8 protein-coding genes, 2 pseudogenes and 1 riboswitch are annotated in these 12,192 nt (G+C 60.5%); of the genes and pseudogenes, 2 read left to right on the top strand and 8 right to left on the bottom strand.

All coding sequences use genetic code 11. The features are described 5' to 3' along the window. Nucleotides 1-1,106: phosphomethylpyrimidine synthase ThiC (thiC, locus tag NKH70_RS26675; RefSeq protein WP_353026512.1), on the bottom strand; the 1,106-nt coding region annotated here is incomplete at its 3' end. Between the two features lie 103 nt (nt 1,107-1,209). Then, nucleotides 1,210-1,326, bottom strand: a riboswitch (TPP riboswitch). Between the two features lie 182 nt (nt 1,327-1,508). Continuing rightward, nucleotides 1,509-2,104 (bottom strand): annotated as a pseudogene (pmtA, locus tag NKH70_RS26670) (phospholipid N-methyltransferase PmtA). A gap of 144 nt (nt 2,105-2,248) precedes the next feature. On the opposite strand from pmtA, the gene NKH70_RS26665 reads away from it, so the two are divergent. Further along, the gene (locus NKH70_RS26665) at nt 2,249-2,800 is read left to right on the top strand and encodes a DUF309 domain-containing protein (RefSeq protein ID WP_353026510.1); all 552 of its coding nucleotides are present in this window, start codon (nt 2,249-2,251) and stop codon (nt 2,798-2,800) included. 213 nt (nt 2,801-3,013) lie between these two features. Here the strand turns inward: NKH70_RS26665 and NKH70_RS26660 are convergent. Then, a pseudogene (locus NKH70_RS26660) lies at nt 3,014-4,667 on the bottom strand (MFS transporter). Nucleotides 4,668-5,001: 334 nt separating this feature from the next. Here NKH70_RS26660 and NKH70_RS26655 point away from each other — a divergent pair. Continuing rightward, nucleotides 5,002-5,268: a hypothetical protein gene (locus NKH70_RS26655; RefSeq protein WP_352884135.1), complete on the top strand. Its 267-nt coding sequence runs from the start codon at nt 5,002-5,004 to the stop codon at nt 5,266-5,268. A 221-nt stretch (nt 5,269-5,489) separates the two neighbouring features. Here the strand turns inward: NKH70_RS26655 and NKH70_RS26650 are convergent, their stop codons facing one another. The 5 genes from NKH70_RS26650 to NKH70_RS26630 all read right to left on the bottom strand — a co-directional run bounded on the left by NKH70_RS26650 (nt 5,490) and on the right by NKH70_RS26630 (nt 11,896). Then, nucleotides 5,490-6,965: an NAD-dependent succinate-semialdehyde dehydrogenase gene (locus NKH70_RS26650; RefSeq protein ID WP_353026508.1), complete on the bottom strand. Its 1,476-nt coding sequence runs from the start codon at nt 6,963-6,965 to the stop codon at nt 5,490-5,492. A 502-nt stretch (nt 6,966-7,467) separates the two neighbouring features. Then, nucleotides 7,468-8,349 carry a carboxylating nicotinate-nucleotide diphosphorylase gene (gene nadC / locus NKH70_RS26645; RefSeq protein ID WP_353026506.1) on the bottom strand — a complete coding sequence of 294 codons (882 nt, stop codon included), beginning with the start codon at nt 8,347-8,349 and terminating at the stop codon, nt 7,468-7,470. Beyond that, nucleotides 8,349-9,890 carry an L-aspartate oxidase gene (locus NKH70_RS26640; protein ID WP_353026504.1) on the bottom strand — a complete coding sequence of 514 codons (1,542 nt, stop codon included), beginning with the start codon at nt 9,888-9,890 and terminating at the stop codon, nt 8,349-8,351. The genes nadC and NKH70_RS26640 overlap by 1 nt, the downstream gene beginning before the upstream one ends. Beyond that, entirely contained in the window at nt 9,887-10,861 is a 975-nt protein-coding gene (nadA, locus tag NKH70_RS26635) for a quinolinate synthase NadA (protein ID WP_353026503.1), read from the bottom strand. The genes NKH70_RS26640 and nadA overlap by 4 nt, the downstream gene beginning before the upstream one ends. A 66-nt stretch (nt 10,862-10,927) precedes the next feature. Then, the gene (locus NKH70_RS26630; protein ID WP_353026501.1) at nt 10,928-11,896 is read right to left on the bottom strand and encodes an NUDIX hydrolase; all 969 of its coding nucleotides are present in this window, start codon (nt 11,894-11,896) and stop codon (nt 10,928-10,930) included. Between the last annotated feature and the right edge of the window lie 296 nt (nt 11,897-12,192).

Below are 12,192 nucleotides of genomic sequence, written 5' to 3'. Positions count from 1 at the left end.
AGCCCGTCGCCGAGCGAGAAGGAGACGTCATAGCCGCGGCAGATGTCGCAGATTTCCGCGAAATGCTCGTAGAGGAAGCTTTCCCAGTGATGGTGCAGGCACCATTTGGCCATGATTGAGCCGCCGCGCGAGACAATGCCCGTGACCCGGTCGACGGTCAGCGGGATGTAATGCAGCCGCACACCGGCATGGATGGTGAAGTAGTCGACGCCTTGCTCGGCCTGTTCGATCAGCGTGTCGCGGTAGACCTCCCAGGTCAGATCCTCGGCAATGCCGCCGACCTTTTCGAGCGCCTGGTAGAGCGGCACCGTGCCGATCGGCACCGGCGCGTTGCGCACGATCCAGTCGCGGATGTTGTGGATGTTGCGGCCGGTCGACAGGTCCATCACCGTATCGGCGCCCCAGCGGATCGCCCACACCATCTTTTCGACCTCTTCCGCCATCGACGATGTGACGGCGGAGTTACCGATATTGGCGTTGATCTTGACCAGGAAATTGCGGCCGATGATCATTGGCTCGCTCTCGGGATGGTTGATGTTGGCGGGAATGATCGCCCGTCCGCGCGCCACCTCGTCACGGACGAATTCGGGCGTGACGAAATCGGGCAGTGTCGCGCCGAAAGCCTCGCCGTCGCGCTCAAGCTTGCCGTGCAGGATCTCGCGACCAAGGTTCTCGCGAATGGCGACGAACTCCATTTCGGGTGTGATGATGCCGGCGCGCGCATAGGCAAGCTGCGTCACCGCCTTGCCTGCTTTGGCTTTGAGCGGTCGGTGGCGGATGGGAAATTCCGGCGTCAGGCGTTCGCCCGTCGCGAATCCGTTGTCCTCCGGCCGGACATGGCGGCCGTCACAGCCCTCGACATCGCCGCGCGCCAAAATCCATTCGTGGCGAAGTCGGGCCAGGCCTTTTTCGATGCTGGTTTCGACAGCCGGGTCGGTATAGGGGCCCGACGGATCGTAGACGGTAACGGGCGGCTCGCCGGCTGTCGGATGGACGGAGATTTCGCGCATCGGCACTTTGATCTGCGAGTGGATGGTGCCGGGCTTGTGGATCTTCCGCGAGGCGGGCAGCGGTCCCGTCGACACGGCGGGGGTAAGCGCATTCATCTTGAGGCTCCTTTGCTCATGCATTGGAGACCCAGTTCTGTGCCGGAAGGATGAAAAGACGCTTCTGTGGACCTGCCGAAACAGGACCTCGGGCGTGAACTCCCGCAGAGCGCTTGCACCGTCCCTACGCCAGTATGAACTGGATCAGGTTCAACGGGTCACTGCGCCGCGAAAGCCAGCAGTATCTCAGCCCCTTGCCGGGACTCCCCTGGTGAATGCCTCAGGTTGAACGGGCCGGCGCGGCTTTGTCAAGCGCATTTGGCCCGCCCACTGCCAAATCAAACCAGGACCGCGTCGTCTTCTTGGCAATCTGGCATCTGCCCCTGCTCTGTTCCACATCCTATTTGGGTGCAAGGGCACCACTCAGCGGAACCCTCAGAGAAGGAAACCGTCCAGATTTGGCTAGACTGCTCGACGATAAGTCCAGAGCTGTGCCGGCGGTATGTTGCGGACGACGAAGTCATAGTGGGAAACCACGTAACGGTCTGGCATCTTGATCACTGGCGACAGAGGTCCGTATGTGATCTGAATCACGGGCCGGCCGGCAGGAATACGGGCAAGCAGATCCTCAACCAGCGCGACACGCTGTTGCACTGGAAAGCTCAACAGCGGGACTGCACTTATAACACAATCGAACTGTTCACCTTTGCGCTCACCCAGAGCTTCGTCCAGCGCAAATGCGTCGCCCAATCTGAAGTCCACATTCGGGAAGCGTTGCACCAAGCCGTCGTAGAAAATCCTGGAATATTCGACTGAACCAGCTGGTGCGGCTTGATTCCCCTAGCCAGAATCGCCTTTGTGATGACACCGGTTCCCGCGCCAAGCTCCAGAATTGGCAATCCTGACCGTGGGTTCACCACGCTTGCCATCCGGCGTGCCGCATAAACCGAAGTGGGAATAAGGGCTCCCACGCCCTTCTTGTCCTTCTGCCAGCCTTTGAAGAATTCAACTTTTTCCTCAAACCTTTTGCCGAGCCGCTCCTTCAGTCGCAAAATCATATCTTCTCCTTGCGTCAGCCGCTTACCCAACGTCATGAATTTGGCAAAGCGCGTTTTGGCCAATCTCGGCACCCTTTACAAGCCCGTTAAGACTGCTTGCCCGTCACGACGCGGTCAGCATGAATTGCCCCTTAACGCACTTTCATGTTTGCTGGGCCTATGTTTCGCCCTCGCCTGCTGCCCGAAAAAAGTTTCCCGAGTTATGCGTATCTGCCCGGCAAATATCCGCATCCGGTGCGTGATGCCTTGGGCCACAGTTACCGATCAGACCCGGTGACCGTCGCCGTTGGCGAAGCGCTCGGCTCAGATGTGTTTCGATGGGGAATCGACCTTTTCAATCACGGCTACTACTGGGAAGCCCATGAAGCCTGGGAGCCTCTCTGGCAGGCTGCGAAACAAAGCGCTCAGCACCGCCTGTTCTTCAAGGGACTGATCCTGTTGGCGGCGGCCGGCGTGAAGATCCGTGAGGGAAAGCGGGTCGCCGCGGCGCGCCATGCGACAAGAGCTGCAGGGCTTTTTCGTCAGGTGGTGAGTCCGGGCGGCCTGTTTGAGAAAGCACTGGGAATGACACCTGCCGCGCTCGCTGAACATGCCCAAGCGGTTGTCGCTTACCCGGTTGTTCTCCGGGAGCCAAAGTCTGCCGAGCCTGAGCCCGCCTTTAATTTCATACTCGCACCAGAATCCGAGAGCGTTTGATCGGCAATTCAGTGGTTCAAGTGTCCAGCTAGCTTTGTAGCAGGAAATGGGCTGTGAAAACCGCTCACCACCCGCATGCGTCACAAACAATAAGAGTGCAGTAATGTTTTATGGGCAACTCGCGGCCGCTTCGAAGTCGATGGTCTTGAAGGTCGGGGGCTGACCGGTCGCGCTCGTAGCCAATCGATTGATGACAGAGATGCCAGCCAGGCTTCAATGACGGGGATGGCGAAAAGCTGAGTGCTCGGGCTTGCGGGCCGAGCTTGTCGGCCGCTCGATGGAAAGTGTCATGTGAGGTGGGGTCTCTGCCGCGTGCAGCTGGAAGACACGCTCGTCCAGTTCCTTGTCTACTTCCGTCAGACGATGATTGAGGCGAAGGTAGTCCGTCCAGGTCGGCGTGCGGAACGTTTCTGTCCAATGCATAGGCTTCTGCAGGTTCCGCTGGAGCGTCCAGTTCCGAGCACCGACGCGGCTGTGTACATGGCGCCGCTGCCGCATGAGGTCGAGGAAGGCCTCCAGATTTCTCTCGGCTATCAGATATTCGACCTTGACCACGATCGGGCCGCTGCTCGGCTTCAAATTGAGAGAGACAGCTGGGCATCGAATTCCTCCAAGGGATCGGGCTCGGAGTCGCGGCGCTCTCGAAGCGGAAACAGAACGCCGGCTGCAGCGACGATCAACAGGGCTCCAGCGGAACCCTCTAGCGCCCAGGTCAGCGAATGGTTTTCGGCCACCGTGCCCACACCCAGCTGCCGAGCGCGATTCCACCATCGATCAAAGCATAGTAGATCGAGATGGTGCGCCCCACGACCCAGCGCGGGCTCGCCAGCTGCACGCTCACACCAACCCCGGACCAGGCGGTCACCCAGCCCGCGCCGCCCAAGGCGAGTGCAATTGCCGCCACGGCAATCGAAGATGTCAGTGCCAGGGAGAGAGAACACGCCGCACAGGCGACGCAGGAGAGCCTCATCAGCCGCTCCTGCGACAAGCTCCGTCTGAACAGGCTGTTGGAGAGGCCGGCCAAGACGGCACCGGTCCCGAAGCCGGCCATGAGCGCGCCATAGGCAAGCGGGCCTCCTCCCAGCTGGTCGCGGACAACCACCGGCAGCAGCGCGAGTATGGCGATGCTCGCCAGGCCAAAGAGGGTTCCGCGCGCGATCGCTGCCTTGATCTCCGATGACATCGCCGTGAAGCGCAGCCCGTCATAAATTGCCGTCCTCATCGACTCGCGGGGAAGAGGGGAAGAACGAACCTTCCACTTGCAGCGCCAAATAGTGGCCAAGGGTACGAAATAGGTGAGCGTGGTCACGGCGAATGCCGCCATAAGGCCAAATGAGGCAACCACAATGCCGCCGAGCGCCGGACCCACGGTCCGGACGGTGTTGAAGCCAACAGAAAGCAGGGTGACGGCAGCGGGAACATCGCGTCGATCCACGATATCGCCAACCGACGCTTGCCAGGCCGGATCATTGAGAGCACCGCCGCTTGCGATCAAGAAGCTGAAGCCGAGGATCATCCACGGACTGACAAAGCCCAGCGCCACGGACGCGGTCAGCATCGCGGACGCAATCACCATAAGGCACCGACCGGCGAACATCACCCTGCGCCGGCTGAAATTGTCGGCGAGAGCTCCGGCAAAAACGGACAGGACGAAGGCGGGGAGGTTCGATGAAGCCTGCACCAGCGCAACCATCAGATCGGAAGTCGAGATCGTTGCCATCAGCCAGCTGATGGCAACAGTCTGCATCAACCAGCCGAGGCTTGAAACCTGCGTGGCGAGCCAGATCGAGCGAAAGGTGGGCTGCAAAAGTGGCCCAAAGGTCGTTGGTGCAGCCAAATCTTCGTTTGATCCAGCCACCCCACTCATTTTGCGATCCTTTGCTTTCCGTTATTGTCGCTTCCCATGTAATCTAGGCTGAACCGTGGCGGCTAGAAGAATAGATGGAACCCATTTGCCCGACAAATGTGGCCACAGTTCCTCCTGACCAATGGTTTAGGCGGCCGAGACGCAGAAATGGGCCGGCTCACTCGCCTTCGACCACATCTTGGTGAGCCGGGATTCACATGTCATTTGAGGCAACATGCTTGATCGACGCGCTGCCGAGCGATTTTTTTCGCGAAAAGCGACCCTTTTCTTTTGTTGAAAACTCACTCATCAGCGGCGTTCGATGCTGAGTGTGGCTTTCGAAAAGTGAGGACGCTTGCAGATCTTTGACAGGATCGATTCCCTGATAGACGCAGACGATTGCCAGGCCGCGATCGAAGAGGCGCGCGCCTTGCTACTTCGATTTGAACAAAGGTCGGATGCGCTCACGCATGCGATCGACGACTTTCTGCTCGACCTGATAACGCTGGCTTTCATTGTTGAATGTTACGGACGCGGCTTTGAACTTTTGGCGCGAACGCTGGCCCGTAGAAGACTGGCAAAGGTCAGGCTTTTGTCGGAAGGGGTCGATTCCGCCAGATAGAAATGACGCCCAAAGCTTGTTGCTAACCGGCTATCGCGCCGCGTTCCGCCACAGCGACGAAGGCAATTGACGACGTTCGACCACCAAAAAATAGGCGGAAAACCGGGGCCCTTTATGAGGCAGATTGGGTGTGGATTGTTCCGCGAATCTGAAAACTGCGGATCCATTTGTGGCGTCCGGCCGTCCGCTGGCCTTCATCGCGGCAATCGCCGCCCGCCGCCTCAGATGCCGCCCATGGAGAGGTACTTCATTTCAAGATAGTCTTCGAGGCCGTGGCGGGAACCTTCCCGCCCGATGCCGGACTGTTTTATCCCACCAAAAGGCGCGGCTTCTGAGGACATGCGTCCTGTGTTGATCCCCACCATGCCATATTCCAGCGCCTCGGCCACACGCCAGACACGCTTCAGGTTCGAAGCATAGAAATAGGCGGCAAGGCCGTAGATCGTGTCGTTGGCCTCACGCACGACCTGATCGGCATCCTCGAAGCGGATAATCGGCGCCAAGGGTCCAAAGGTCTCCTCTTGCGCCACGGTCATTTCCCTTGTGACGCCGCTGAGGACCATAGGCTGGAAAAAGTTGCCATCGCTGCCGATGCGGCCGCCGCCACATCGGATCGCGCCGCCCTTGGCCAAGGCATCGGCAATGTGAAGTTCGATCTTGGCCAGTGCATGCCCGTCGATCAGCGGACCGATGGCGACACCTGGATCGAAGCCGTCGCCGACCTGAAGCTCACGGACACGCTCCACGAATTTGGCGACGAATTCGTCATGAACGCCCGACTGGACGTAAAGCCGGTTGGCGGAAACGCAGGTCTGGCCGGCATTGCGGAACTTGGCCTGGATCGCGCCGTCGACGGCAGCATCGACGTCGGCATCATCGAAGACGATGAAAGGCGCATTGCCACCCAACTCTAGACCGACTTTCTTGATCTGGTCCGAGCACTGGCGCATGAGCAACCGGCCGACTTCGGTGGAGCCCGTGAAACTGATCTTGCGGACCTTGGGGTTGAAGGAGAGTTCGCGACCGACCGCATCACCCTCGCACGCATAGATCAGGTTGACGACGCCTTCGGGAAACCCGGCAAGGTGGGCCAGAGCAAACATTGCACCCGCCACCAGTGGCGTCTGTTCAGCAGGTTTGAGCACGATCGTGCAGCCGGCGGCGAGAGCCGGCGAGATCTTGCGCGCAACCATTGAGGCGGGGAAGTTCCAGGGGGTGATCGTTCCAACGACGCCGATCGGCTGTTTGATCACCAGCATGCGACGGTCTGCAGAGGGCGGCGAGATCGTCTCACCATAGATGCGGTTGGCCTCTTCGGCGTACCACTGCAGATATGCGGCCGCATGCGCCACCTCAGACTTCGCTTCGGCTAGCGGCTTGCCCATCTCCGCAGTGAGGATCGCTGCAAGATCGTCCGTGTGGTCGACGATCAGTTGGTGCCAATGCCAGAGGATGTCGCTGCGCTCGCGCGCGGTCAGTGCGGCCCATTCAGGTTGCGCCACGTAGGCTTTGTCGATCGCCGCGCGCGTCTCCTCAACACCCATGTCGGGCAATTCCGCCAGCACCTCGCCGGTCGAAGGGTTTGATACCTCGAAGGTCCGCTCACTTGCTGGGGTGCCAAGAGCCGGCACCCGGTCAATGGCTCCGAACAGCTCGCGCGATTTCAGGTGGCGAAGCATTGGTTCGTACAGTGGCAAACGCGTATCCTCCTTGAGGCATGCAAACACGACGTATTTTTGGATTTATTCGCGCGCCTCAGCTTCGCATAGGGCCTCGGTGAAGGGCCACTAGACCCACTCGATTCCACTCTATACAGGCATCGCAACCACGCAGACAAAGTGAGCCTGCCGCGCGGTCAAATACTCCCATTGATCGTTACGGCCAAACCGCTCAAGGTTGGATCGTGTGAGCTGAAGCTACCGCAGGGCTCAGTTCGCAGCGCGGCGCTATCCCTGATCTACGATCTTGCTCTGACGATAAGAGCGTTCCTTGCGGACCATATCGTACGATTCGATCTAGGCCATCCCAAGAAGATATCCCAGCAAGTGCAGTTTGTGAGAGGCTGCCACAAGATGCAGTTCTTTGAGATTGGCACTGATGAAGGCAAGTGCCTCGACACGGTTGCTAACCAGTCCCTTCTTTTTCATAGCACGAACCCTGCTGCCACAATTGACCCCACCTTGATTGAACGCACTCTCATCAATTCAGATGCTTCTGGACGCATGCGTCGACCGGCACATCCATGCCAATGTCGAGGATTGGCGCGCTATGCGTAAGCCAGCCAACAGAAATGAGGTCGACTCCCGTTGCCGCGATGGCTGGTGCCGTTGCCGGCGTTATGCGCCCCGAGGCCTCGGTGGTCGCGCGGCCGTCGACCATTGCCACCGCCCGGGTGAGTTGCCTGACGGACATATTGTCCAGCAGGATGGCGTCCACCCCGGCGCCTAGCGCGATTTCCAATTGGTCCAGGGTGTCGACCTCAACTTCGACCTTGACCATATGCCCGACGGCAGCGCGCGCGCGTTCAATGGCCGTGCGGATGTCGCCGGCAATGGCGATGTGATTGTCCTTGATGAGCACCGCATCATCGAGCCCGAAGCGGTGGTTGGCGCCGCCGCCAGCGCGCACGGCGTATTTTTCCAGCGCGCGCAGGCCGGGCGTTGTCTTTCGCGTGCACACGATCCTTGCTTTCTGTCCGCGCACCGCTTCGACGATCTCGGCCGTTGCCGTCGCAATGCCGCTGAGATGGCAGAGAAAATTGAGCGCTGTACGCTCGGCCGCAAGCATGCCACGCGCCGGTCCACTCACCGTAGCAATGGTCTCACCCGCCGCGACCCTGCTGCCGTCCAGACGTCCAAAATTTATGTCGATCGACGGATCAACAAGCATGAAAGCGTAGGCTACCAGATCAAGACCGGCAACAACGCCAGACTGCCTGGCTCTGAACGCAAAAGTGGCCTTGCAGTCAAAGGGTATAATCGCATCGCTGGTAAGGTCACCGGCTTTGCCCAGATCCTCAAGTAGAGCGCTACGCACGATCGGCTCGATCACGATCCCGGGAAGGGGTGGAGGTGACGTCATCAGGCACTCCGTTCCGCGGGTCGCAGGCTGAGTTCGGCCGCAACTGTCATTGCTGAGGCAAGGGTCAAGCGTGAAGACCGGGCCTGCGCCCTGCGTGTGGGGAAGTCCGACCTGTAATGCGAGCCGCGGCTTTCCTCGCGTCGAAGCGCTGCAATGGCGATCATCAGCGCGATCAAAGCAGGATCGGAAGCGGCAGTGTTGCGTACCGCCATCGGCAGCAGCGTTTCCACGGTGTCGGATAGTGCTTGCCCGTCCCGGATAACACCGAGCCCATTGGAGACTGCGTGGCGAACGGAGGAGGGGTCGGGCCGCGGGGGTGCCGTTGCGACAAGCCTTGGCCACTGCCACCCTGCAGGCGCGGCAGCTACGCTTTGCGCGACCCACAACGAGGTCGTCACGGCCTCGGTCAGCGAGTTGCTGGCAAGCCGGTTGGCGCCGTGCAGACCGGTGCCGGCAACCTCACCGCAAGCCCACAAACCCGGCACCGTGCTGCGGCCCGCGGCATCCACGGCCACGCCGCCCATGTGATAATGTGCCGCCGGGCGAACCGGAATCGGCTCAACGGCAGGATCGATTCTGGCGTCCCGGCAATGCCGGGCAACAGCTGGGAAGCGCTTGGCGAACTTCTGGCCGAGGGACTGCCGGGCATCAAGGTAAACACGATGTCCGGTGCCAAGCTGCTGCCATACGGCCCGTGCCACGACGTCGCGCGATGCCAACTCGCCGCCAGGCGTATCGCATAGAAAGCGGTGCCCGCACTCGTCGATCAGCACTGCGCCTTCGCCGCGGACCGCTTCGCTCACCAACGGCATAGGCCGATGCGAAACGTCGAGCGCCGTTGGGTGGAACTGGATGAATTCCAGATCGGCGAGTTCTGCACCAGCGCAGGCGGCGAGCGCCAGGCCGTGCCCGAATGAGCCGGGCGGGTTGGTCGTGTCTCTGAACAGCGCGCCGATACCGCCGGTCGCAAGAACGACGCGACGGGTCGGAAATATAATCGCCTGTCCACCTTTTGCCGCCACAACGCCGCTGACCGCACCATTTTCCACAATGAGCCGGCGGGCTTCCATGCCTTCCAGAATTGTGATCGAAGGCGTTCGCCTCACAGCGATGATGAGCGCGCGAACAAGCTCGCGGCCCGTAGAGTCACCCCCGGCATGGACGATCCGGCGACGGGAATGCGCTGCCTCGAGCCCGAGCCGCAGTGTCCCGTCCCACGAGCAGTCGAAGGCGACGCCCAGGTCCATCAAATTCTCGATGGCTCGGTCCGCCGCATTCAAAATACGTCTGACTACACTCTCGTCGCAGAGGCTATCACCTGCAGCAAGCGTGTCTGCAAGATGCAGGTCTGGACTGTCGTCAGCGCCGAGGCTTGCCGCCAGCCCGCCTTGCGCGAGTGTGCTGGAGGCTTCGGTCCCGAGCCGCGTCGGGGACAGAAGGTAAACGGGATGCGGCGCCAGATGAAGCGCCGTCATCAGCCCGGCAACGCCGGCTCCGATGATCACAGGCGCTCCCCTGATGTCGCCGACCTCTGGCGTCATACGGCAAGCATCCGCTCGACAGCGCGCCGGGCCCGATCCACGACTGGAGGATCGATGGTGACGACGTGGCGGTTTTCCTTAAGCGCGCTGCGAATGTTTGCGAGCGTGATACGCTTCATGTGCGGACAGAGATTGCAGGGCCGCACGAACTCGACGTCGGGGTGCTCGATCGCGACGTTGTCGCTCATTGAGCATTCGGTCATCAACACGACGCGCGCAGGCTTATGCCGTCCGACATAGTCTGACATCGCCGCCGTAGAGCCAGCGAAATCCGCAACCGCGACAACTTCGGGCGGACACTCGGGATGGGCAAGCACCGTGACGCCAGGATAGGCATCGCGCAGCTCGCGAATGTCGGCTGGCGTGAAGCGCTCATGCACTTCGCAATGGCCGTTCCAGGCGATGATCTCGACCGAAGTCTGTGCCGCGATATTCCTTGCCAGGTACTCGTCGGGCAGCATGATCACCCGCCCCACGCCGAGCGACTCAATTACCGCCAACGCATTGCCCGAAGTGCAGCAGATGTCCGACTCGGCCTTTATCGCGGCGGACGTGTTGACGTAGGTCACGACCGGCACGCCAGGGTAGCGTTGCCGCATCAGCCGCACGTCGTTCGCCGTGATCGAGTCGGCCAGCGAGCACCCCGCGCCGAGATCCGGAATGAGCACCGTCTTGTCCGGATTGAGGAGCTTCGCAGTCTCAGCCATGAAATGCACGCCGGCCAGCACGATGATGTCCGCATCGACCGTCATTGCCTTGCGAGCCAGCGCCAGGCTGTCTCCGACGATATCGGCCACGCAGTGGAAGATCTCGGGTGTTTGATAGTTGTGGGCTAGAATGACGGCCTTGCGATCACGCTTGAGCGCCAGAATGGCCTCGATGTCATCGCTGAAAGCTGCCCATTCCGCCGGCGGGACGATGCGCTGGACACGCTGATACAGGGACGCGGCCGAAGGTAGCGTGCCACTCACCGGCGCCTCCCGATTTATAATCTATTTGACTATAAGGGGAATATATCTACGTTGACTATAAGCGTGTCAACCCCGAGCCAGCGGCAATTTTGTCCCCGCTACGGCTGTTTCGTCCAGCACGGCATGGCGGAACTGATAGAGTTTGGCCGGCCGGCCGCCCGTATCCAGGGACGTCTCGCCAGTCTCCTCGACCAGCTCTTGCTGCTCTATGAGCCGACGGAAGTTTGGCTTGTTGATCAGCCTGCCGGCCAGGGCTTCCACGGTCCGTTGCAGCTGGAGCAGCGTGAACACCGGAGGCATCAGCTCGAACACCACCGGCCGGTACTTAATCTTCGAGCGCAAGCGCGCAATGCCGGTCGCAAGGATGCGGCGATGGTCGGCAACCATCGCTGTCCCGGCTGTTGAGTCGGCTGCGATCGACCGTCCGTCGCGGGTGGCCTCTGCCACCAGACCCGCCTCGTAAAGCAACTCATAGCGCTGGAGCGCCAACTCTTCATTCCAGGGGCGGTCCTCGAACCCAAAAGCAATGGCAGCTCGCCGCCGCCGTTCACGGACAATCGCAGCCTCCTTGGCCTCGGCCGCCCAGGCAAGCAGACGCGGCTTCAGAACATCCGCAATCACTTTCGGCGTACCGAGGCGGTGGTCCTCCCACGGAAAATAATCGTACCAACTCCGCCAGGCGCAGGTGGATGCGCCGGTGGCGTGTTCCTTCCGGGTCAAAGCGAGATAGCTGATTGAAATGACGCGCTGCTGACGCCCGTCATCTGCGCGGTCCCGATCAGCGAACGTATAGAGCTGCTCAATATAGCCAAGGGGATGACCGGTCTGCTGCTCGACCCACGCCCTTAGACCTGACTGCAGCGATCGATGCTCCAGCGCGAACGGCCCCGAGGGCAGGCAATCCGCCTGCCCGATGGTGAGGACCGCTGGTTCACCGTCGTTGACGGCCACGACAACGGCAATCAGCTCCGCTTCGACGTCTTTGGCCTTGGCGGCGGCCCTACCGTTCCGTGTTGCTTTTGGGCGATCGTCCATGGTTGCCTGGGTTGGGCAGAGTTCCCTGAGAAGCTTCTCAATCGATTTAACCAGCGTGTCGCAGCCCCATTAGCCTGTCAACACCACACTCTCCGTAAAGGCCTAGACCTTCGGTCTACACAAGAGTGTCGCAAACGCGAAGCCGCTCGGCAGTGACGCAAGGGAAGTGGACTGGGCGCGAGACAAGAGCCCCGCTTTCGCACTCGTGCTCATTCGAAGCGGCGTCGCAGCTTGCGGAATGAATAGTCAGCAAATTATTGTGCAGTGCAAATTCTTCTTCGCATCTGCACAAATTT

The organism is Mesorhizobium sp. M0991, assembly GCF_040318915.1.
GTDB lineage: Bacteria > Pseudomonadota > Alphaproteobacteria > Rhizobiales > Rhizobiaceae > Mesorhizobium.
This window is presented reverse-complemented; position numbering and strand designations above follow the sequence as displayed.